Genomic DNA, 24962 nt, shown 5'->3' with positions numbered 1-24962 from the left:
TAGTTCATTTTATAAATAGGAGACATTACTTATGGATATTATTACACAAAGATTTGATGATCATTTAGATACTTATACGAAGATGCGTAATTATATTGAAGAGATTCGAGTAGTCGCGGATATATGTAAGAATGCTCTTGATAAAGGACATAAGATTCTTTTCTGTGGTAATGGGGGATCAGCTGCTGATGCTCAACATTTGGCAGCTGAATTGGTAGGACGTTTTGTAAAAGAACGGGAGTCTTTACCTGCTATTGCGCTTACAACAGATACTTCTATTTTGACAGCCGTAGCTAATGACTATTCTTATGATGACGTCTTTTCTCGTCAAGTAGCTGGTTTAGGACAGGCTGGAGATGTATTAATAGGCATTTCTACATCAGGAAATTCTAAGAACGTGGTTAAGGCCGCAGAACTAGCAAAACAGAAAGGTCTAAAAACAGTTGCATTTACTGGTGAAGGTGGCGGTAAACTTGGAACTCTTTGTGATGCCGTGATAGCCGTTCCGTCTAAGACCACGGCTCGGATTCAAGAGATGCATATAATGGTAGGACATATTATCTGTGAGATTGTTGAGGAAGATTATGATTAAGAAAACTATTAATAAGTTCTTACATGATAGTCTGCCTAATCTTCATATAGCTGTCATTGGTGATCTTATGGTAGATCGTTATATCTTTGGTGATGTAAGTCGTATATCTCCAGAAGCTCCAGTCCCTGTGAATCGAGTAAAACAGATGAAAGAAGTCCTTGGTGGGGCGGCAAATGTTGCTGCGAATCTTGCCAATTTGGATGTTCATGTATATGTTGGTGGAGTAGCTGGGCAAGATACCCATGGAAACCTTTTACAAGACTTATTAGATTCTAATGGTATTGATAAAAGTGGTGTAGTGATCTCTAGCGAACGATCTACCATAACTAAGATGCGAATTTTAGGTGCTCGTCAACAAATGATGCGGCTAGACTTTGAGACAGTTCGAGATGTTGATAGGCAAGAAGAGGAGGAACTCATTCGTTGGCTGACTATTCTCTGCCAAAAAGGATTAGATGGAATTGTTATCTCTGATTATGGAAAAGGGGTTTGTACAGACACTCTTTTAAGACAAATTTTTGACTTAGCTAATGAACATATGATACCGACTATCGTCGATCCTAAGGGAGCCCAGTGGAATAAGTATGATGGGGCTACCTTAATTACTCCTAATGTGAAGGAATTATCTGAACGTCTTGGTTACTTCATTAGAAATGATAATGATAATATAGTGACTGCAGCTAAAGAGGCTTTAGATGCTAATAATATTCAATATATTATTGCTACTAGATCTGAAAAGGGTATCTCTGTTATTGCTAGAGATGGCCGAATTTGGCATAATCCGGCTACTCAACAAGATGTTTTTGATGTATCTGGTGCTGGTGATACAGTTGTGGCTACGATGATTTGCTCTATCGCAGCTAATCTTTCTATGCGGACCGCTCTTCATGTAGCTAATGGAGCAGTTGGTATCGTAGTATCTAAAGTGGGTACTTATCCTATCCATCGACAAGAATTAATTGATTTGTGGCTGTCTCTTCAAGAAGGAAAATCTATAGAAAAGTCACTTTATTCTTGGGAAGAAATGAAGACTTTAGTTCGACAATGGCAAGATCAAGGAGATACGGTTATTTTTACTAATGGTTGCTTTGATATCCTTCATAGAGGGCATATTACGTACTTGCAAGAAGCGGTCCAACTAGGTGATCGACTTATTATAGGTCTGAACTCTGATGCTTCAGTAAGGCGTCTTAAAGGGGAAACTCATCCTTTAGTAGGGGAAGAAGATAGGGCTTATTTACTGAGTGCTTTGAGTTGTGTAGATGGTGTTGTACTTTTTGATGAAGATACTCCATCCCAATTATTAGAAACCATTCGACCTAACATACTTGTTAAGGGTGGTGACTATAAAGTAGAGGAAGTAATCGGCCGTGAGTTTGTAGACTCAGTACAAATTCTTTCTTTTAAAGACGGATACTCAACCACTAATGTGGTAAATAAAATTGCTAATTTAGTAAGAGCCAATAAGTTATGATGATAATAATAAGATAAGTATTGTTGTTATCTCATATGTATAGAATATAAGACATTTGAGATAGTATAGATAAAATCTTAAATAAAATATACGGAGGAGCTTTAGATTTTTTCTAACAGCTTTTTTAGTATTTGGGGGCTGTTTTGTTACAGCCCCATTTTATATAGGTGTCAATGGAATTAGTAATGTATTTGCCTTAAAGTATTGAGTACTTTATGTTTAAAATTTGATTTTTTTATACGTAAATACTATAATTTAATAAATTAATGTCTAAAAAATGGAGTTTTTGAACATTAATTTTGATGGAATTAGATTAGAGTATAAAATATTATCATTTTGTACATCATATTTTATAATCCTGCAGGAAAGATTGGAGAGATAGTATGATGAAGTTTGAACCTATGTATAAAATATACTATAAACAACCTTCTGATTGGCAGCGAATATTAGATAATCGACGTAATTCTGAAAGCTCTATCTCCTTGCCTATTCCCATTCATGAATATAATAGACGTAATACATATGATGCTTTTTTTATATATCATCCTGTATTAGTTCAGCTTTTATTATCATTAGAATCTAAAAAAAGTGCCTTTATCAATTTAGTTTCCAAGGTTCCTACAGTTATGATTTTGCATGTAATGAATACATTTTTATCTACTGAAATCAAAGCAAGTAATGATATTGAAGGTGTTTATAGTAGTCGTAAAGAGATTAGGGCGGCTATACAGAATAGTCAGAATGATAAATTAAGATTTTCAAGTATTATTGCTAAGTATCAGTCTATTTTAGATAATCCTCATCGATTTAAATTTGAAAGTAGTAAAGATATTAGAGATTTATTTGATGATATTATCAGCAATGAAATAGAAAAGAAAAATCAGCCAGACGGCGAGTTGTTTAGACGTGATTCTGTAGATATAGTGAATCATCAAGATAAAATAATTCATAGAGGGACATGGCCAGAGTCAGATATTATTATAGAGTTGGATCAAGCACTGGGAATTCTTAATAATGAGGATTTAGTGTTACCGATTAGAGTAGCTATATTTCATTACTATTTTGGATACATTCACCCTTTTTACGATGGAAATGGGCGTACTAATCGTTTTATTTCAACAGCCTATTTGGCAAAATATTATCATCCTCTTATTGCATTACGTTTATCGGCTGTAATTAATAATAATAAAAAACAATACTATGATGCTTTTAAAATGACTACAGCCGAGATTAATGGGGGAGATTTAACAACATTTGTAATTGCCTTTATTTCACTTATTGAAAAAACGATAGATAGTGCGATTGAGCTATTAGATAAGCGCATAAATCGGTTAGTTGAAGAGAAATTTAAATTAAAAGCATTTTTTGAAGTTCAACATATCAAAGATTCACTGCTTCAAGAGATATATTTCTTATTATTACAAGCTCGATTATTTTCCTTGGGTGCTGGTATTAGTAAAGCTGAAATTATGAATGCTTGTGGTAAAAGTAGAGGAACTATTTTCACTAGATTTAAACAAATTCCAGAAGAACATCTCATAAGGGTAAAAAATAGTCGTATCGAATCGTATATGTTAAAAACAAGTATATTAGAGTAACTTGATAATATATAATTTGTAAGGGCAGTTGATTATATCAGCTGTCTTTTTATGTGTAAAATTTGTCACAGCATTCTCATATATTTCATGTATTTTATGATGTATACAAGTCATCCTGGTAGGTACCAGTTGGTGTAGTATTCATATAGTTTGAGCGGAAGAATATGAGGTATAGAGAATGAGAAAGAGCAATATTGAATTATTGCGTATCATTTCGATGATACTGATTATTATGCACCATTTTAGCGTGCACGGTTGTTTCCCCTTTACGCCAGATTTAACGTTTAATAAGGTGTTTCTCCAAGTATTTGCACTTGGAGGCAAGGCTGGTGTAGTCGCCTTTGTTATGATAACAGGCTATTTCATGATTTCTAGTAGTTTCAAGCTGCACAAGTTTGCCAAGTTAGTAGGGCAAATATGGTTTTACAGCATTGCCACGCTGGGCGTGGCTATGGGTTTAGGACTTGATACGGTGACGTCAAGAAACATGATGCTCGCCTTATTGCCCATTGGTGCCATGAGTTGGTTTGGTCAGAACTTTTTAGTCCTCTATTTACTAACGCCTATTATCAATCGAGTACTTCATTGGCTGCAGCATAAATATTACGTTATGCTCTTAGTGGGGTCCACGGTAATTTGGTTCTTAATACCAACGGCACTGAATTTGTGGCCTAATTTACCGCATACTACCTTTGGCTTTAAACATATCTTTTCCTTTATCGTGTTCTATTCGATGGGGGCGTACATCAAGCTGTACGGCTCACATATAACAAAGAAAATAGGTATTATATTTAGCACCATTGGCCTTGTAGGGGCCTTTCTAGGCGATATTCTCGTCGATGTACTAGCCATGACGAATCCAGTGTATATGAAACAGATTTTCTACTTTACGCAAAATGATTATGGATTCTTTCAATTGCTATTAGGTATTGGCTTATTTATTATTTTTTTGAAAGCAAAGATCACTTATCGTCCTTGGATTAATGTGGTAGCATCTACTACCTTTGGCATTTACCTATTGCATGATAATCGGTTATTCCTTCATCATATGTGGGACAATGTATTGGCAACGTATCAGTACTATGATTCATTAGTATTACCTCTGTATGCAATCTTTGTAGTGGCGCTCATTTTTGTCGTCGGTATGACCGTAGACTATGTGCGGTTAGCTTTCATAGAAAAACCTGTGATGAAAGCAATTACGCCAAGCCTCGACCGGATTCAGTCAAGGGTTGAGAAAGTACTGCCATTATAATGCGATTATCGGTGTTTTTTGGTATAATATATAAGTATTCTTACCATAAAACGGGAGGTAATTATAATGCGTAAATTCTTGTATATGTTAGCGGTATTGCTTGTATTAATTGGCATTAGCACAAACGATGTAAAAGCTCGTCAAGATGTGTATGCTACGACATATCTCGGTAATAACTGGTATGTAGATCAAGACTCTGTAAAGCGAGTTGGGGATATACTCAACTTTACGGTGTACACAACAGCAGGTCTTAGCTATAAAGTGACATCTAGCGATGATAACTATTACAATGCAGACGTGTTTTACGATAATAATAAACTCGTATCGGATAATGGCCAATCCCTCTGGAAATCTCCAGGCATGATGGCAGCTATGCGCGTGGCGCGTAAATAAAATAAAAGGCAGCGATTAAATCGCTGCCTTTTTTGTTAACATACTTTCGTATATTTCTATATATAAATTCTTATTGATTCGCTTATATGTTCGCCATATAATTATCTTAGGATAGCCGGCGAGGTTGGGCCTCTCTTCGTAAATGAAACGAGGGGTGTCTATGAGTGATTATGAACTAATCATGCTCCTACTTCAAGTAATGGCTGTTGTCATCGCTTTCGGAGCACTAGTAGCACTTATTTGCTTTGGAAAAAGCAAATAGCCCTTCGTTACCGCTTGGTAGCTAGATAAAACGAAAAGACCATTTCCTAATTTCTATTAAGTTTCGAGATGAGCCCGACGCAACTACTCGTTTGGCTATCTACCTATATTATAGGGATAAAGATATATATTGTCAAATTGAGATGAAATACTTTATAACAATGTACTCATATTTGATAATGAATGAATGCTAATTAGATAGTTATAAAATTGCATATGACTAAAACTGCATATTAATAATCATAAAAGCTGTACATACATAGATTAGATTGAACGGCTTTGATGTCAAAACAGTTTTACATCAAAGGTGGTTCAAATCGACTATGTGTGTACAGCTTTTTTATGTCTGTGTTTTTGTGTGAAAGCAGTCATTAGACTATCATTAAATCTTGTTTTACTATTTTTCTAGTTTATCTACTAAGCGCTTTACCGTTTCTTGGAAATCTTTATTTTGTGTTTCTAATGTTTGTACTCGTTGTTCCAATGCATTATAAGAGGCAGGAGACATGGTAGTAGGCAAAGATTTTTCAGGTTTGTAGGTGATGCCTACATTGGCCATGACATGATTGTTCATGGTAAATCCTGTGGTGAGTAGAAGATTATCTTTGTGATAATAGCCTATACCTAAGGCTACTGCATTAGCATTTTTATAATGACCGTAGCCTGCCATGTATTGAACGCGATTATCTGGATCATATGGTAACGGATGCAATGCAGCTAACGCAGCGGCGCTAGCATCGCGTTTATTGGATTTCGATTCGACACGCTGTACCTCTTGAGATACATGTTGTACAGATTTTTCAATGGTACTGATAGAATTATTAAGCTGTTGACTTGTACTTTTACCAAGGGTATCAATCATTTGATGAACGCCGTAGAGTTGGGATCCGTTGATTGCATCAGTAGAGGTAGCACTCACGCGACCTGCTGCAAGATTGGTGATTGTCCGTTCCTTGCCCTTAGCCCCTACGGATACTGTTGATACAGGGGCGGTGCCGGCATAGTTGACAGTAGTACCATTTTCAAAGGTATGGCTTGCTGTGCCGACTACATCGCCGTCTGTGGAATCATTGCCGAGGATAGCACCGTTTTTTAGAGAGGTGGTTACGTTGTTACCGAGGACAAAGGTATTTTCTCCCGAAATGTGGTTATAATTACCTACACTGTATGAATTGACCGCATCAATAGCCGTTTTGCCGTATTCGCCCTGGCCGAATACACCGGATGCGGTCGCTTTTTCAGATAGTGTATTATAAGAGCCTACGGCCAAACCTTTAGCGGCTTTTACGTTCACATAATGCCCTACGGCAAGGTCAAACTGACTGTTTACCGTCGAATTCGAGCCGATGGCTACGGAATTGCTGGCTTTACTGTTGGCACCCTGAAAGTTCTCAATCCACACGTTTTTATCACCTGCGGATTTTTCGCCCGATTGCGTCCCCATGACGATGAAGTCAAGGCTATATTGTTGCCTTGGGCATTGATACCCTTGCCCTTGCCGTTCGTCGCGCCGGCACCGTTGCCGAGGGTAATGTTGCCTCCTGTTCCGGCGGTGAAAGCTTGACCTTCCTTACCGATGTTACCGTTGTCATCAACGATATTGATCGGGGCCGCATAAACCGAAGCGGATAAAGCTACCATTACAACACTTGCTAATACAAAACGTTTTTACTCATCGTATACACTCCTTTGTGTAAAAACAAACTTTCACAAAACTTTCATAAAAGACTTACATGGCTACTATAATACCAAGTGAGTGTGTTGCAGATAGAATATTCACATATTACCGATAAATATACAATATATTCTATAGGGGTTTATAATTGGTAAGAAATCTATGTGACATAATCGAGACATAATTTTAAAGTTTGAATAGTTATATATGGATAATATTGTATCTTATTTGCATTGACAATTATCTATATATTTATATAGAATAGAAATGATTTCATGTTTTGTTCATGATGTGAGAATGAACAATTAACGTATATTATTATGTACGTAATCAGATGTGATTGTAAGTAAGAGTGTGTAATGAAATATACAATAGTGTTGTTGGCGGTTGCTTTTGGCATATCTGTCATGCCTGTGGAGGGTGAGCAGGTACATAAGACGGCGCAGTCTATGCAGACGACCACTGTAAAACAAGTTCATAGTTCTATAAAATTAGACAATATATTCCGCGTTAATTCGTCTCATACACCGAATCATGTCATCGGGCAGGGCGGATTAGAAATGCCGGAATCCACGGACAAAAAGACGACCCGTTATTCCGACACGGATGCGGTTAACTCTGCGTTACAGGCGGTGGTTATGACTGGTGTTCATTCTGCGATGCATGGGTCGAAGGCGAAGCCGTGGATGCAGCGAACCGTTTTGTCATTGCGCTTTCAGAAAAATTGGAAGCCCTTGTACGGTGTAGAAACCTTGCAGCCACTAGGTCATTATGATGAGAAGTCTCGCCATGTATGGTTTACGCAGGAGCGTTTAGCGAATGTGGCGGATACGGGGACGACGGCGAATGTAGGCGTTGGCTATCGTCGAATTGCGGCGAACGATGACCACTATTACGGCGGCAATCTGTTTTATGACCATCGGTTTAGAGGTAATCACGGTCGTATGAGCGTCGGGTTGGAGTATGTATCGGGCATCGGTGCATTCCGTGTGAACTGGTATCGCGGTGTATCTGGCGAGCGTTCCCTTGATGGTGCGACGCATCTGGAAAATGTGTCTAATGGGTATACTGCGGAATATGGTACTAGCTTCAAGAATGCTCGTTGGGCTCGCGTGTACATGGAGGCTTATCATTGGCAGTTGCGACGCGGTGTGGATAAGCACGGTTTGCGGATTGGTACGAAGTTGCAGCTCACACCGAGGATTTCCGTTGATATGGGCTATAATAAACTGGAGCATAAGCACGGTAGCCCTTACGGTAAGGTTATGTTCCGTCTAGCAGGCGTCGATACAGCGTGGTTCGGTGGTAACCATCGGTTGGATGCAAAAGCATCGGTTCGTGCGAATATGTTGGAAAATGTGCGCCGTCACCATACGGTGCACGTTGATTGATAGATTAGTATATATATTGATTATTTTGATAAAAGCCGCATAAGAATCTATATTTATTTTTAGATAAAAGCAATAGCTTAATTGTAGAATGAAATTGAACATATAAAAAGTCCATAATGAACCTTGTGTTATGATTTAAGTGACCAAACATAATCTAACCGAGGTAATCACTATGGACTATATTAATCATAACACGATATTACGTACAAATAAACACTTAAACCTTGAAGAACGCTTTTATGTAGAAAAGAGAATCGCCGCAGGTGATTCTGTTACCACTATTGCAACCGTATTAGGACGCTCTAGAACCACTATTTATACAGAACTAAAACGTGGTTCAGTTGTCCAAATTCGACAAGGTAAAGCCTGTATTATATATGTAGCAGATTCAGGGCAATTAACATATGAACAACAACGTCTTGGCTCATTTAATACAATGAAGTTAGGTTCCATAGAGTCCTTTATACTTTGGGTTGAAGAAAAAGTATTTAAAGAACATTGGTCTTTTGATGCTGTTGTCGGATATGCTAATCGTCAGTGCATATTTGCACGTAATGAAATGGTTTGTACAAAAACTTTATATAACTATCTTCATCAAGGTTTACTTGGGGTAAAAGCCATTGATCTGCCTTTGGTAGTACGTCGTTCTATGAGAAAATCTATTGTCAGAAAACATAAGCGCGAACGGGGGCAATTCATAGAACTTCGTGATGCTACAATTGAAACTCGTAAAGAATTTGGTCATTGGGAATTAGATACTGTTCGTGGAACAAAGGATAAAACAGATAACGTATTAGTGACGTTATTAGAGCATAAAAGCAGACTATATGTAGCGTTACGTTGTCCGTCAGTATGTGCCTGAGATGTAAAAGAGACATTAGAAGCGTGGTTAACTACCTTTAGGAAGAATGCTAAATTAGGCACAATATGTAAGACAATAACCGCTGATAATGGATTAGAATTTGCGGACATATCTGAACTTGAAGATGAAATACTATCTATCTATTTTACGCATCCCTATTCGGCTTGGGAACGAGGTTCTAATGAACGGCATAATGGTTCTATTTCGCCGCTTTATTCCAAAAGGGCAGCGAATAGAAAATGTCTCAGCCGATACACTTCAACGGGCCCTTCACTGGTGTAATAATTTGTCACGAAAAATATTACATTACAAAACACCACAAGAGGCCTTTTTAGAAGAAGTTAATAAAATAGTGGATTTAAGTACTGTTCAATTTCATATTGCAATTTAAGAGAGAAAAAGGTTGTTAAAGCTGTTCCAAAAAGCAAGTGGAAACCAGATCTAGTAACATATCCAGGAGAAAAGGTTCAGATTGATATAAAATACGTACCTCGTGAGAGTTTAGATTTTTCAACACAAGGAAAATCTTACTATCAACTTACAGCTATTGATAAGTTTTCTAGAAAGAGAATTCTAAAAATTATAGATGAAAAAAGTGTTACTAATACAAGTCAATTCTTATTAAATTTAGAAGGCAAAATGGGATTTCCTATTCATACAATACAAACAGATAATGGTCGTGAATTTACAAACTATGGAGTAAAAGATCGAGAGTGTTTATTTGATATTGTATTAAAAAGATTAGGAATAGAGCATAAGACGACAAGGCCATTTTCTCCGTGGCAGAATGGAAAAGTAGAGCGCAGTCATCGAATTGATGGTGAAAGATTCTATTCTCGTAAGTTTAATAGTATGGAGAGTTTTCTAAAAGTACATAGTCGATATGCTAATAGATATAACAACATTGCACAGAAAGTCTTAAACTTTAAATCACGGAACCAAGTTGTAACAGAGTACTTTATGAATCAAAAGGCATAGGTATTTGTCACAAATGTTTGATTACTCTAAATTAATTGTGAAAACAAGATGAAAAAAGTATTGATTTCGATAAAAAATAACGGTAGTATGAACCTGATTATCATCAGTGTATGTTATAAATGTATAATTAAAAGTTTTTAGTGTGTTTAAAATTATTATGTTGTTAAAATAGGAGTGATGTAATGAATTGAGTCTATAAGGTCGTGTATAATCGCACAAAAGGTCAATATGAAGTAGTGTCAGAATTAGCAAAAATGGGGGTAAGGCGAATGGCAACCCTCTATTAAAGTCTATTTCGACTTCAGCTAAAGGCTTAAGCAGAGCGTTGTTGGTAGGTATGTTCCTCATGGGAGGAATCTGCGGTGTTCAGGCGGAAACGATTAATGACGGTGATAAAATTGTTGCTGGTCCTAACATTTCTGTAACTAAGGATGCTGCAACTAATACGATTACCGTTGCTGCGACAGGTGTTGCTACTACCGCTGAAATGGCAACAGCTACAACAAATATTACCCAAAATAAGACAGATATTGGTACTAATAAAGCAGCAATCGAAACGAATAAGACAGCTATTGCTGCAAATAAAACTGCGACTGAAACCAATAAGACAGATATCGCTAAAAATAAGGCGGCTATAGATACTAATAAGAATGCCATTGCAACTAATACAGGTTCTATTAATACTAATAAGACTAACATTCAAGCAAATACTAATGCTATCAATGCAAATGAGACTGCAATTGGAACCAATAAGACAGATATTGGTAAAAATAAAGCGGCTATCAATACTAATACACAAGCCATTGATAAATTGAAAGAACTCAACACTGGATTGGGTTTAGATCCAACTAAACCGGGCATGAAGTATTTCAGAGCTAACTCCACAGGTGAAGATGCAAAAGCAATAGGCGAAGATGCTGTTTTCATAGGCGTTAAATCTTATGCCGGAGCACATGACACCGTAGCCGTGGGCAATAATGCCAGAGCCGCCGGTCAAGCTAGTAATAGTGTTGCTATCGGTAAGGATGCAACCAGCGGGTCATTTTCTGGTATGACTGCTGATGGTAACAGTAGCGTTGTTATCGGTGGCGGTCAATCCAGCGTATCCATTGGTGATAAAGCTAATGTGCGTGGCAATACTTCTATCGCTATGGGTAAAAGGGCCACAGTATATAATGATGGTGCTAATACTCAACTTGTGAGCAATAGCATGGCCATCGGTACCGATGCTAAAACCTATGCATCAAATAATGCGATAGCTATCGGGAATACTACTACTGTTGAAAAGAGCAGCAATAGCGCTATTGCTATTGGTGATGGAACAATTGTTAGAAGTGAAGCCGGTGTTGCTATCGGTAAGGAGACAGTTACGTCCGGAAAAGATAGCTTATCTTTCGGTACGGAAGCGAAAGCTGGTGATGTAGGCGCAGTTGCGATAGGTAAAAAAGCTTCGGCAGGTCAAGCAGATTCCGTTGCCATTGGTACTGAAGCACTAGCTAATGCAGATGCAGGTATCGCTATTGGTAATAAGGCTGAATCTACCGCTACAGGCTCTGTTGTTGTCGGTAATAATGCCGGTAAAGGTATGGTTGGTGACTTGTTGGGGGCTAAAGGTTCTCATATTGTCATCGGTGACAATGCCGGTCATGATATAGATGGTCAACAAAATATCGCTATCGGTTATAAAACTGGTAAATCCGTTAAAAGTGATCATAATGTGGCTATCGGTTCTGAAGCAGGTACAAATATAGGGTCTAACGGTAACACATTAGAAGGTAAAAACGTATCCATCGGTTATCATGCCAATAAAAATGATGCTATTATTGCTAGAATTCAATCCACTGCTATCGGTAGTGAAACAATTGCAGCTGATGATGCAGTAGCTATCGGTTGTCAAGTTCGTGCTAACGATAACGGTTCTACCGCAATCGGTTTTAATGCAAGGGCAACAAATGCAGCCAGCGTTGCCATCGGTCAAGGTGCTCGCGCTGAAGATGGTAATTTCGCTATTGGGAATAATTCAGTAGCGACCGCTGCTATGAATACGGGTACCGGATATTTAACCGGTCAAGCAAAACCAAGAAACGTGGTTTCCGTAGGTGACACCGGTGCATTGCGTCGTATCGTAAATGTAGCCGATGGTTCTGCGGATCAAGATGCAGTTACAGTAGCACAATTGAAAAGATCCATTGATGATACAGTGGCTCGTGTAACGAATGCCGGAGCTGGTGGTGCCGGCAATACCGGGATATTCTGCGATACCGTAACCACAGGCCCTGCCGATAATAGCATTACTCTTCGCAACACGAGCGGTAAAGGTACTATTGTCCGCAATGTGGCACCAGGTGTATTAGATACCGATGCTACTAACGTAAAACAAATTAAAGAATTGGTAGATACTTCGAAAACGCATTATTACTCTGTAAAATCATCGAATAATAATAACTTTAACAATGATTTGGCTTTTGGTGTAGATTCTATGGCTGCCGGTGTGAGTATTAAGGCATTAGGCGAACGAAGCGTTGCTATTGGTAATAACAATGAGGCCCAAAGTACGGGCAGTATCACTCTTGGTGTAGGATATTCTGACGGCAATGCTGCAAATGGTCTAAAACAAACACTTGCCATTACCGGTTATGAATACAACATGGCTATCGGTGCCGGTGCTCAATCCGCAGGTAATAGTTCTATTGCTATGGGTACACTGGCTACATCATCCATTAAAAACAAAGACGATGCGGTAGATAAAGCGATTGCCATCGGTTATTCCGCAGGCGTATCCGACAGCAAGGCGATTGCTATCGGTAGCGATAACAGCAACAATCCGGCAGGGACTGGAGCTACTATTACAGCTACTAATTCCGGTGTATTCGGTAATCAAAACCGTTTAGAAGGTGATAACAATACCATCGACACATCCAATACAGCACGTGATCTCTCCGATACTCAAATATTGGGTAGCAATGTGACGGCAACATTGGGTAATTCCGTATACTTAGGTAGTAAATCCGCTTATGTAGTAGCCGGTGCCAGTACAAAAGGCATGGATGCATACACAGGTAACGGTACCTATAACTATGCAGGTGGTACACCTGCAGGCGTAGTCACTGTCGACTCCGTAGGCAAGGAAAGACGGATTCAAAATGTAGCAGCTGGTTTGGTAAGTACCACCAGTACAGATGCTATCAATGGTAGCCAATTGTATAACCATACATTACCATTGTGCTTTGGCTCCGACAATTCTACAATCGGTGCTACCGCAGCGGCTGACAATAATGTGATACACCGTGGTTCCAATCAAGCTATGTCTATCCTTGATGATAAAGAAATCACTCGCATCAAGTATAAAGATGAAGATGGTACGACTCATCAAGTGGCAACCAAAGACGACGGCATGAAATACGGTGGTGACAGCGGTAACGTTATCAAGAAGAAACTTAACACTCAAGTCAATGTTAAGGGTGGCATTTCCGATGAAAGTGAATTAGTGGATGAGGCTAATATCGGTGTTGTTTCCGATGGCACAGATACCTTGAAATTGTGCTTGGCAAAAGACTTGCAAGGTCTTAACACTGTAAATGCTAATACAGTCAATGCTACAAACGTTAATGCGACAACAGTAAAAACAGGTGACAGCAGCTTAACTAACAACGGTTTGACTATCGAAAACGGTACAGCCGGCAAGCCTGTTTCTGTTACTAAAGACGGTTTAGGCGACGGTGGGAATAAGATTGTAAACGTAGCACCTGGCGAAGTTTCCGCAAACAGCACAGATGCTGTAAGCGGCAGCCAATTATATGGTTTAAGTGGTCGCGTTTCTAAATTAGGTACACAAATTAACCGTGTAGGCGCTAATGCCGCTGCGTTAGCCGGTTTACATCCGCTAGACTTCGATCCTGATGATAAATGGGATTTCGCGGCTTCCTATGGTAATTACAAAGGCACAAATGCCGTTGCTATTGATGCATACTATCGTCTTAATGAAGACACTATGGTCAGCGTAGGCGGTTCTTTCAGTGGCGGCGAAAACATGCTTAACGTAGGGGTAAGCTGGAAATTTAGTCAAAATAATACGGTATCTCGTTCACGCGTTTCCGTAACAAAAGACGTGTTGGGCTTGAAACAACAAGTAGAAATGTTGACTAAGAAATTAGAAGCTTATGAATCCGGTCAAGCTCCGGTTCCTGGAAACGGCTCTCGTCATTCCATGGTATTCCCTGATGTTCCTGAAAATTACTGGGCATATCAATATGTTAAGACATTGGGAGAACGTGGATACTTACAAGGTTATTCTGATGGAGAATTCAAAGGCAATCGTGCGTTAACACGTTATGAATATGCGGCTATCATCTATAGAGCCTTACAAAATGGTGCACCTGCAGATGGAAATATGGCTCGTTCTGTTGATGAATTCGGCTCCGAACTCGAATTTATTAGAAATATCGATAGATTCCGTGTGGATCGTGTGTCCGGCGGAGATAATGATCGCAATAAGGTAGAACGTGTTCGCATCAACGATAAAGACGATGTTGACCAAAACGACTACAGAGATAACTATGGATCTCGCATTGAAAAAACAAAATAATCGATGTATCATAGCATATTATTAGGGAAATGAAATACTATTTCTCACTAAGAAAAAGGAAATGACATAGCATTTCTCACTAAAAAGAGATGGCTGATCAAAAGAGATTGGCCATCTCTTTTTGTATTCATATGGAAAGTTTATGAAGTAAAATTAATAAATGATATATGTTATATTAGACGTTTTGTCCTCTTTGTTAAAACGGTTTAGCCTATATTTATGAGGTTTTGCAACGAGTTATGTAAAACGTTTACAAATTTTTTCAATATGCTATAATATTCATGTAATTATCATGATTTTGTGATAAATGTTTCGCCAAATAGAGACGAAATTAATGATCATGAATTGGAGATTGAACGAAATGAACAAACGGAAATGTTTATTAACACTGTTAATCAATGGTGTATTAATGTCGAGTCTTTGCATTGCCTATGCGGCACCTGACAATAATCCGGGTTCCGGTAACGGTGTGGCTATTGGTACAGGTAGTAATGCACCAAAAGCAGAAAATGTGGCTGTTGGTAAGGGTGCCAGTATCAGTTATTCTAATGGAGCAAGTAATGCTACAGGCGATATTGTTGTAGGTAATGGCGCTAATATTAATAACTATGCGAGCCAAGGCGGTAGTGTTGCCATCGGTAAAAATGCAAAAATCGAAAACATGGCAGGTAGTGTAGAGGCAAGCTTTGCCCTAGGCCAAACGACTTTCAGCGGAAGCTGGCTCTCATCTGCTAGAATCCCTGCAGATCCTACGAAGGTTGTGGGTAGTGTTGCAATTGGTGATAATACATTTGCACGTACCGGCAGCACCATGATCGGTTCTCATAATTATAAAGGTAAGTTGGGTGATATCGATGTAGATAGTGCTACGACTAGAACCTATGCTCTTAATGCATATGCTACAACCATCGGTGCTAACAGCTTTAGTAATGGCGCTTTCACTACGAATACAGGTACATATAATATCATCATATCATCTCTAGTGAGTATAATGGTGGCCGTATGGCTAATCCACTAAAGAATTTTGGTGCTACGATTACCGGTTCATTAAACAGCATTGAATCGCAAACCGCTAATAACCGGTATGCAGGTATTGCGAACAGTATCGTAGGTACAGCGAATAGAACATTTAATTCCAATGGTTCTATCGTAATGGGTGTCGGCAATGAGATTACAAATTCCATTACTACCATTTCGGCTCCAAGTGACGGTGGTAATTCTGCTAAGGCATTAGCTGATAGTTTGCGTGGCGCTATTAAAAACTCTAAGAGTGGCGGTGCTACTATGGCTCTCGGTGGTGGTAATAAGGCCGACTATACATTGCGCACATCCATAATCGGTGTCAACAACACGATCACGGGTACTAGTGGTGATGAAAGCACTAATAACCTTTCTATCGGTGTTGGTAATACAGGGGATAAGGTTAAAAATACAACCGTAATCGGTACGGAAAATAATATAACTAACTCTACAGGGACGCTAGTTCTTGGCGATAAACGTACAGTAACGAACGCTAGCCATGCGGTTGTTATGGGCTCCAGCGATAACGGCACAACGATGAATGTCGATGATGCGGTAGCTGTAGGCCACAATACAGATGTTTCCGTAGCAGGTGGTGCCGCTATCGCTAGTGAAGCAAAGGCCGGCGTTGATAAAGGTGAAGTTGGATATGATCCAAGTACAAAGGCTGCATCCACTAAAACGAACGCTACATGGAAATCGACGCGTGCTGCAGTATCTGTCGGCGATGTGGACAATGGTGTGACTAGACAAATTACGTCTGTAGCAGCCGGTTCAAAAGATACAGATGCTGTTAACGTGGCACAACTTAAACAATTACAAAACCAAGTAAATTCTGTTGGTTCAACAACTGTTAGCGCAGGTAATCACATCAAAGTAGATGCTATGACAAACGGCAATGTTAAGGACTACAAGGTTAGCTTGGCTGATGATATTACTAATCAAATCAACAATAACACAACGAATATCACGAACATCCAAGGTGATGTTAATAACATTAAACAAGATGTAACTAACATTCAAAATAATATTACAAATATCGGTCAAAATATTTCTCGTTTCGATAGAAAAATCAATCGAGGTGTAGCAGGTGCTGCCGCTCTTGCCGCTTTACATCCATTGGATTTCGATCCTGATGCAAAATGGGATTTCGCAGCCGGTTATGGTCATTTCCACGATGGTAATGCCGCTGCATTGGGTGCTTTCTATCGCCCTAATGAGGATGTACAACTCAGCATCGGCTCCACATTGGGTAATGGTGAAACCGTTGTTAATGCCGGTCTTTCCGTGAAAGTCGGCGCTCATAGCAATGTATCCCGTTCCCGCGTAGCTGTTGGCAAGGAAGTGTTGGAACTTAAGAAAACCGTAGCCGTACAAAATGCACAAATTCAAAAATTGACTGCCATCATCAATAGCTTGGCAGGCATGAATATGAAGGTGGATCGCACAACATTGTTCCCGGATGTACCTAGCAATCACTGGGCTTATGATGCAGTATATGCACTTTCTGAACGTGGATTGGTAGAAGGGTATCCTGACGGTACATTCGGCGGAGACCGCATGATGACTCGTTATGAATTCGCTCAAATCGTATACCGTGCTATTCAGAACGGTGTAAGGGTAGATGAACTTCTCGTAACGGAATTTGGTCCTGAAATGGCGTTGTTCCGCGTGGACACAGTTGCAAAAGACGCTAACGGTCAACCAACTATCGAACGTGTCAGAGTTAACAAAAAATAATTAATCAGATACCGCATTGAGTTTTGTTTATATTGATTGATGTATCGCATATTGATTAATAGGTATAAATTATATTAGGAATAATATAATTAAAGACTTATATATTACCATACTATCTGATTAAAATAGACAATAAATAGGGTAGTAACTGCCGAAGTTGCTACCCCATTTTATTATTGTCTTTAGACTGGTTCGCGACGTAGTCGCGAATCATAAAACCACCCGCTATGCGGGTGCGGCAACGAAAGTTATACAAAAAAATCACCTTGCTTAAGTATAATGTAGGTGTTCAAGCCACATTATATGCAAAAGAAAGGTGATTTTATATGGCAACAAAGACACAGAGCCTTGCGCACACAAAATGGTTATGCAAATACCACATAGTATTTACACCTAAGTATAGACGTAAAATTATATATAATCAATACAGAAATAGTTTACGTGAAATACTGAGACGTTTATGCGAATATAAGGGCGTCAAGATTATAGAGGGGAGCTTATGGCAGATCATGTGCATATGCTAGTATTAATCCCATCTAAAATATTAGTTTCATCTTTTATGGGGTATTTAAAAGGTAAAAGTGCACTTATGATGTTCGATAAACACGCAAACTTAAAGTATAAATTTGGAAATAGGCACTTTTGGTCCGAGGGTTATGTTAGTACAGTAGGTTTAAATGAGGCTACCGTAAAGAAGTATATACGTGAGCAAGAGTTACATAATCAAATGAAAGATAAACTTAATGTAAAAGAATATGAGGACCCTTTTAAGGGTAGCAAGTAATACATATCCCCTTTAAGGGGACCGTTACGAGTCAATGGCTATGCGGCTTGAACGTAGTGAAAGCCAGCGCCTTTAGACGCTGGCCTAGTAATACGGGCTTATAGCCCGTGAGCAAACCACCCGTTTTACGGGTGGTTCTGATTATCCTAGTACGACAGGGGGTTATAGGACAAAACGTGTTGGTACTTTAATCCCAATCATTGAAAGATAATTTGTCATAGTTATGCAAATCACCCCAAGTTGGAATTATGCCTTGAAGTTGGGCTCTTTCATTCATAGAACTATATATTTTAAAAATACTTGCATCAGTTGGCATTACCTTAAATATTTCTTTTGCAGAAAGCGGTCTTGGTGAGTGTAAATAACACCACCAGAAGACCGCTTTTATACGTTTTTCTACAGACATCCCTCGATGGTAACGCAATAAACGTCTGAGTTGTGCGTTTACTCCGCCTTCAATAGGGTTATTAGTCCTCGGACATTCTTTATCCAACACCAATGTTTCATCTAAATATCGAAATATTGTCTCTGTATTAATTAATACCACCAGAGAGTTATAGGCTTTTAATAATCGTTCATGCGTAGCTCTTAAATTATCACTACTATCACGTGTCATTTCACTTAGAAACTCTTTAAAAGTCACTCTCCAATTAAATAATCGTTGAATCCATATTTGTGCTTCTTCCTGAGTTTTTACAGTATATAGATCGTTTGCTAAATCTCTTAACATAATGCCTGCTAACGTCTTAGGACGTCTAGTAGTATAGCGATGCACTTGCCATACGGCATGGACAAAACATCGTTGAAGTTTGGCAGTACGCCAAACTTTTTTTAATGCTTTTCTAAGACCTGGCCCACCAGCAGAAACTACTACAACGGGTGTCGCTATTCGTTGCATAAGAGCTTGCCATGAACGGGATTGTTCTGACCTACATAAATACCATCCTAATACATGCTCACCATCAAAGCAGATTAAAATACAAGCTTTTTTAGCTAAATAAATTCCATCAACGAATACCACGTCTCTCGGAGTTTCAATCTTGGGAGACATAGGCCATATTTGCCAAAAATCAGCTATTTGTCTACGAAATGTACGGCCTTGCCCAGGCATGTCACGCTGCGTTTCTTTACTAAATAACCACTTTAAAAATCGATGAAAACATTTAGTCGTATTATCAATAGTTTGTGTGAAAGTGATGTTACAGTGCTTGCAATGCCAGCGTTGTGATCCAGCTTTAGTTTTCTCATATTTTTGACAAGAAAATTCACAATTTATACATCTTATTAGCATGATTATTCTCTCCACTTAGAACACAGTTTTTCTAAGAAGATATAACCCTATTTAAGCCAGTGAAATCAAGGAATATGGGACTTTCTACCAACACATTTTGTCCTATAACCCTAAATTTGAAAATAGACACTTTTGGTCCGAGGGTTATTATGTTTGTTTAGTAGGTTTAAATGAGGTTATTGTAAAAAAGTATATACATGAGCAAGAGTTAGATGATCAAATGAAAGATAAACTTAGTGTAAAAGAATATGAGGACACTTTTAAGGGTAGCAAGTAATACATATCCCCTTTAAGGGGAATGTTACGAGTCAATGGCTACGGGCTTATAGCCGTTGAGAAAACCAACCGTTTTACAGGGGGGGTTCTGATTGTGAAAGTATAAATTGTAGATTGAGACTATATATGAGCAATCAATAAATCTTTGTAGAATATAGAAATTAATGAAATATTAAAATATAAGAAAAACACATCTTTTATTATCTAAATATTAAATTAATGTATAGACTTATGTAAATAATGAAATAAAGATGAATAAAATGTTGACGGGAGGGGAAAACATTTGGTAGCATATATATATATAGTGTGTACATCAAATATAGAGACAAAAGGAGTGTATAGATATGGGTCTGAATCATATATACAAAGTTATATGGTCAAAAACCAAAAACGCCTGGGTTGTAGTGTCGGAAATTGCAAAGCGAGACGGCAAATCTACCGTTAAATCTGTAGTTACATCACTGGCTGGTAAAAGTGTGGCAGCTGTGATGGTGGCTATGGTTATGTGCGGGGGAGTGGCATCGGCCGCCACTGGTACTCAATATGGTACTGGAGCTACGGCCACTTATAATAACTCAGTTGCAGTAGGTGAAAATGCGCAAGCAATAAATTCTGAAGTTACCCTAGTCGGTGCTAACTCAAAAATAAAAGGTCAAAATTCATCTGTTGTAGGTATTAATAATGAGGATTATGGTGTTTATGGTACGTCACCTGCTGGTAATCAAATTCTTGGCTCAACAAATAAAGTAAAAGGTCAGAATAATATTATTATTGGTAATGCAACTACCATTTCTTCGGAAGGTAATGCATCATCAATTAGTAGTGATTCGATGGGGAATTATAATGTTGCAGTAGGTAATAATCAAAATATTGGTGGGGATAAAAATATATCTATACTTTCTGATGGCTATAGACTAAGAGGAAAGCAAAATATTTCAATTGGATATGGTAGTAAGGTCGGTGATAGCAGAAATGCTGAATTTTCTTTAGCGATTGGGGCGGCTAGTGCTCAAGGTAATAATACCGTTGCAATTGGTCATTCTGCACTTGCTGAAAATGTACATAATAGTAATACATCTATCGCTATTGGCACATTATCTCAAGCCACCGACTCTATTGCTATTGGTTCGAATGCATCTACTGTAACTGGTAATCGTTCTTATTTATCTGCTCAAGGGAGTTCTGTAAATATAGGTTTTGGTAATGCTATAGCATCTAATAAATCTGTTGTTTTAGGGGCTAATAATAATTATGGTTTTGGTGGAGGCGTACCTGTAAGTACTGATGGTGGTGTAGTTATTGGTCATGATAATAATATCTCAGGTGCTAAAAATGAGGTAATTATTGGTAGTGGAAATAATACTAATGGTGAATCACAAATAGCGATTGGTACTAATATTCAGTCAAATACTCATTTATGGGGCGTAAAAGGGGCAGTAGCTATTGGTAATGATTCAGAATTTGCAATACTTAATAAACCAAGTGGTACCTTAAATATTAATGGGGTAAACTTAGATGCTTCCAACTATGCTGGCAACTCTTCATCACTAACCTATGGGAATACTTTTTCTATTGGCAAACTTAATAATGAACGCCAACTTAAAAATGTTGCCGCCGGTGAGATTTCCGCAACTTCCACAGACGCGGTTAACGGTAGCCAATTATACGAAGCTGTTAGAGCTGTAACTGCCGGTGCTAGCCCTGATGTGTATATGCACGTTAATGATGGGACTGCTACACAAGGTACTGGTGGAGGTAATAATTTAGGTAAAGCCAACGAAAAAAGTGGTGCTTTAGGAAATTATTCTATCGCTGTGGGTAAAAATGCACAATCTCAAGGAATAAACTCTATTTCCATTGGTTACCAAAGTGGTACCACTAATGATGAGTCTATTGCTATAGGTGGAAATGCTCATGTCAATAGTAGTCATTCAATTGCTATTGGTAGTGATGCTAATACTAGTGGTACTTATAGTATTGCTATGGGGGCAAGCTCTGTAAATGGTGATAAAAACTTAGCGTTAAACAATTCATATGTTTATAGTGGAAACGATTCAGTCGCTATAAATGGAAGTTTAGTTGCGGGTAATAATAATATTGCTATTGGCGGTGCCTATATAGGTGCAGGACGAACATACACTCGCGATGCTTCTGGCAATCCAACATCAAATATTATGTATATGCAAACCGCAGCACCATCCTTAGGGATATCTAGTATGCAAGGTGAGCAGTATCTAGAACCTGTAAAAAACAGTATTGCTATTGGTAACAATGCATACGTAACTCGTAGTAATACGATTGTTATGGGTGATAAAACTTTTGATAATATTAAGTCTAGTAAAACTGCAACTGATTTTATAGCACCGACTAAAAGTAAATTTTCTAGTATTTTTAGTGGTAGTATAAACTTATATCATGAAGGAACATTAGGAAATTCAGTATATCTTGGACATGATTCTTATGCCTTTACTCCTGATGCTTTGACTGATAGTGAAACGAATACAAGTGGTGAGAATAGTATCCATACTAAAAAATACGATGCAACTGGCAACATCGTTGTAAGCAACAACACAACAGGCGGTGCATTCGGTAAGGTAAGCAAAGCTACTATCAATGGTGATGAAATTACTGGCTTTGCGGGAACTCAATCTGTTGGTGCCGTAACAATTGGTGCTGGCGATTACGAACGTCGTATCCAAAACGTTGCTGCTGGTGAAGTATCTGCTACATCTACTGACGGTATCAATGGTTCTCAATTGTATGCCGTTGCTAATACATTATCCAAGAATATGTCTAGCTATATGCATATAAATGATGGTACAGGCACACAAACGGTAGGTAATGCGACTACAAACTATGGGTACTCTGGCTCTAAGGCGGGTGCAACAGGAACAAAATCCATTGCAGGTGGTGTTAATGCACAGGCTGCTGGTGAAAAGGCAATAGCTATTGGTGCTGATGCAACGGCTTCAGGCGAAGCAGCAATTGCTATAGGTAAATCTGTAACAACTGATTCTGATAGTAAACATTCAATTGCTATGGGGGAAACTAGTAATATAACTGGTACAGTTGGTGCAGTTGTATTAGGACAAAATAGCTCGATAACATCATCTGTACCTGGAGGCCCGGCTAATAAAACGAGTACATCTAGTCTGGTTATAGGACGTGATAGTCATATTACTGATAGTATGTTGTCAGTAGCTATTGGATCTAGCGCAAATATTTCACAAACTCAATATGGGGTAGCAATTGGTAGTTTAGCTAATATTACTAATAGTGATAATGCTCTGGCATTGGGTGCAAGTGCTAAAGTCACAAATGCTACTGTTGGGATTGCTATTGGTGGTGGCAGTGAGGTTACTGGTAACGGTGGTATTGCGATTGGGGCTCAATCAAAGGCTTTTGGTTACTCATCGATTTCAATTGGTATAGGCAATGAAGTAAAAGGTAATAAATCCAGTGCCATCGGTGATCCATCATACATCGATACCACAGCAACAGGTACGCATGTACAAGGTAACGATAATGGTACGGCTACAAATCCTATTAAGGCCTCTGAATCTACGTTCATGGGTAATACAAACCTTGCCGGCACAGCTGGTACAACAGGCATTCATGTAGTAGGTAATAGTAATTCCGTAGATTCCTCGAATGTTATGGTTATGGGCAATGGCGTAACCGTAGGTACAGGCCTCGATGGTGCCGTAGTTCTTGGTAATGCAAGCTCTGCTGATCAATATGCAGCAGCTACCGATTCCACCATTAATGGCGTTACTTTCGCAGCTGCTGGCTATGCTGGTAATACAGGTCTTAACAATGGTTCTATTGTATCTGTTGGTGCCAATGGTGCAGAACGTCAAATTAAGAACGTTGCAGCTGGTGCGGTCACAGCCACCTCTACAGATGCAGTTAATGGTTCTCAATTGTATAAAACAGCTGAAACCATTTTAAAAATGCCAATTAACATGGCTGGTGACTCAGGAGATACCGTTGGTCTAAAACTTGGTAAAACGGTAAATATTAAAGGTTCTGTTGCCTCTGGTGCCGATGTAACCGATGGTAACATCGCTGTTGTAGGAGATAAGGCAACTAGTACATTGAGCCTCAAAATGGCTAAAAACCTTACAGGCCTAACAAGTGGTACTTTCACAGATGCTACTGGTAACCAAACCGTTATCAATGGTGCTGGCGTGACAGTCACACCTACTGGTGCAGGTGCCACACCAATTTCTATTACTACTAGCGGCATTAACGCGGGCAATCAAGAAATCAAAGGCGTTAAGAAGGGCACAACCGACGATGCTGCTGTTAACAAGAAACAAATGGACGATGCGTTGGCTGGTATTTCCTCCACATTGACGATCAATGATGGCACAACTGATGGTTCTGTAAACCTTAAAACTGGTAAACTCAAGGTTGTTGGTGAAAGCGGTACAAATGCACTTGTTACGACTACTGTATCTGGTGATACTATTTCCGTTGGTACAAGCACAAAATTACAAAACGCTGTAACTGCTGCAGAAAAATCTGCCGACAAAGACTTGTCTAATTTGTCTACAACGGGTTCTGATAAAGTTAAAACACTTGCTCAAGATGCTGTAAAAGTGGCTGGTACAGGCCTTGCTACTGTTAGTGATGCTACAGCTGCTGGTGTTAAAACATACACAGTTAATGTAGACGAAGGTAAGCTTGTTATCGATGACACTACTGGTAAAGTGGGCGCTGCTGGTTCTACACAAGGTACAACAGCTGGTAAAAATGGTGTAGCTACTACGCAAGATGTAGCA

General features: G+C 38.9%; 13 protein-coding genes and 4 pseudogenes. 15 read left to right on the top strand and 2 right to left on the bottom strand.

What is annotated here, in order from left to right:
* Window positions 1–31 precede the first annotated feature (31 nt).
* The 5 genes from gmhA (at window position 32) to KH286_RS02860 (ending at window position 5312) form a co-directional block, all read left to right on the top strand.
* A complete protein-coding gene (gmhA, locus tag KH286_RS02880; RefSeq protein ID WP_278617574.1) occupies window positions 32–592 on the top strand; it encodes a D-sedoheptulose 7-phosphate isomerase in 561 nt (186 codons plus the stop codon).
* Window positions 585–2066 carry a D-glycero-beta-D-manno-heptose 1-phosphate adenylyltransferase gene (rfaE2, locus tag KH286_RS02875; RefSeq protein ID WP_278617573.1) on the top strand — a complete coding sequence of 494 codons (1482 nt, stop codon included), beginning with the start codon at window positions 585–587 and terminating at the stop codon, window positions 2064–2066. Before gmhA ends, rfaE2 begins: the two co-directional genes overlap by 8 nt.
* Before the next feature lie 383 nt (window positions 2067–2449).
* Window positions 2450–3664 carry a Fic family protein gene (locus tag KH286_RS02870; RefSeq protein WP_278617572.1) on the top strand — a complete coding sequence of 405 codons (1215 nt, stop codon included), beginning with the start codon at window positions 2450–2452 and terminating at the stop codon, window positions 3662–3664.
* A gap of 178 nt (window positions 3665–3842) precedes the next feature.
* A complete protein-coding gene (locus KH286_RS02865; RefSeq protein ID WP_278617571.1) occupies window positions 3843–4919 on the top strand; it encodes an acyltransferase in 1077 nt (358 codons plus the stop codon).
* Window positions 4920–4985: 66 nt separating this feature from the next.
* On the top strand, window positions 4986–5312 hold the full coding sequence (locus KH286_RS02860) for a Tat pathway signal protein (RefSeq protein WP_278617570.1): 327 nt from the start codon (window positions 4986–4988) through the stop codon (window positions 5310–5312).
* A 658-nt stretch (window positions 5313–5970) separates the two neighbouring features.
* Here the strand turns inward: KH286_RS02860 and KH286_RS02855 are convergent.
* Complete coding sequence (locus KH286_RS02855; RefSeq protein WP_278617569.1) at window positions 5971–7017, bottom strand: YadA-like family protein; 1047 nt, start codon at window positions 7015–7017, stop codon at window positions 5971–5973.
* Window positions 7018–7697: 680 nt separating this feature from the next.
* On the opposite strand from KH286_RS02855, the gene KH286_RS02850 reads away from it, so the two are divergent.
* The 8 genes and pseudogenes from KH286_RS02850 (at window position 7698) to tnpA (ending at window position 18608) form a co-directional block, all read left to right on the top strand.
* Complete coding sequence (locus KH286_RS02850; RefSeq protein WP_278617568.1) at window positions 7698–8639, top strand: inverse autotransporter beta domain-containing protein; 942 nt, start codon at window positions 7698–7700, stop codon at window positions 8637–8639.
* Window positions 8640–8811: 172 nt separating this feature from the next.
* A pseudogene (locus KH286_RS02845) lies at window positions 8812–9892 on the top strand (IS30 family transposase).
* Window positions 9889–10479: pseudogene (locus KH286_RS02840) on the top strand (DDE-type integrase/transposase/recombinase); the annotation flags it as partial. The pseudogenes KH286_RS02845 and KH286_RS02840, both read left to right, overlap by 4 nt.
* A gap of 200 nt (window positions 10480–10679) precedes the next feature.
* Window positions 10680–10766 (top strand): annotated as a pseudogene (locus tag KH286_RS09615) (hypothetical protein); the annotation flags it as partial.
* A 50-nt stretch (window positions 10767–10816) separates the two neighbouring features.
* Entirely contained in the window at window positions 10817–15064 is a 4248-nt protein-coding gene (locus tag KH286_RS02835) for a YadA-like family protein (protein WP_278617567.1), read from the top strand.
* Window positions 15065–15425: 361 nt separating this feature from the next.
* Entirely contained in the window at window positions 15426–16082 is a 657-nt protein-coding gene (locus KH286_RS09610) for a hypothetical protein (RefSeq protein ID WP_423838147.1), read from the top strand.
* Window positions 16067–17824 carry an S-layer homology domain-containing protein gene (locus KH286_RS02830; protein WP_423838146.1) on the top strand — a complete coding sequence of 586 codons (1758 nt, stop codon included), beginning with the start codon at window positions 16067–16069 and terminating at the stop codon, window positions 17822–17824. Before KH286_RS09610 ends, KH286_RS02830 begins: the two co-directional genes overlap by 16 nt.
* 326 nt (window positions 17825–18150) lie before the next feature.
* Window positions 18151–18608, top strand: a pseudogene (gene tnpA / locus KH286_RS02825) (IS200/IS605 family transposase).
* A 187-nt stretch (window positions 18609–18795) separates the two neighbouring features.
* Here tnpA and KH286_RS02820 read toward each other — a convergent pair.
* Window positions 18796–19899, bottom strand: coding sequence for an IS1249 family transposase (locus KH286_RS02820; protein WP_278617566.1), 1104 nt, complete (start codon window positions 19897–19899; stop codon window positions 18796–18798).
* A 64-nt stretch (window positions 19900–19963) separates the two neighbouring features.
* Here KH286_RS02820 and KH286_RS02815 point away from each other — a divergent pair, with 64 nt between their 5' ends.
* Together KH286_RS02815 and KH286_RS02810 are read left to right on the top strand one after the other, a co-directional pair.
* Window positions 19964–20176: a transposase gene (locus KH286_RS02815; RefSeq protein ID WP_423838148.1), complete on the top strand. Its 213-nt coding sequence runs from the start codon at window positions 19964–19966 to the stop codon at window positions 20174–20176.
* 343 nt (window positions 20177–20519) lie between these two features.
* On the top strand, window positions 20520–24962 hold a 4443-nt coding region (locus KH286_RS02810), incomplete at its 3' end, for an ESPR-type extended signal peptide-containing protein (RefSeq protein ID WP_278617565.1).

Source organism: Veillonella parvula (assembly GCF_018378075.1).
GTDB lineage: Bacteria > Bacillota > Negativicutes > Veillonellales > Veillonellaceae > Veillonella > Veillonella parvula_K.
The sequence above is the reverse complement of the archived record's forward strand: the minus strand, read 5'-3'. Positions and strand labels throughout refer to the sequence as shown.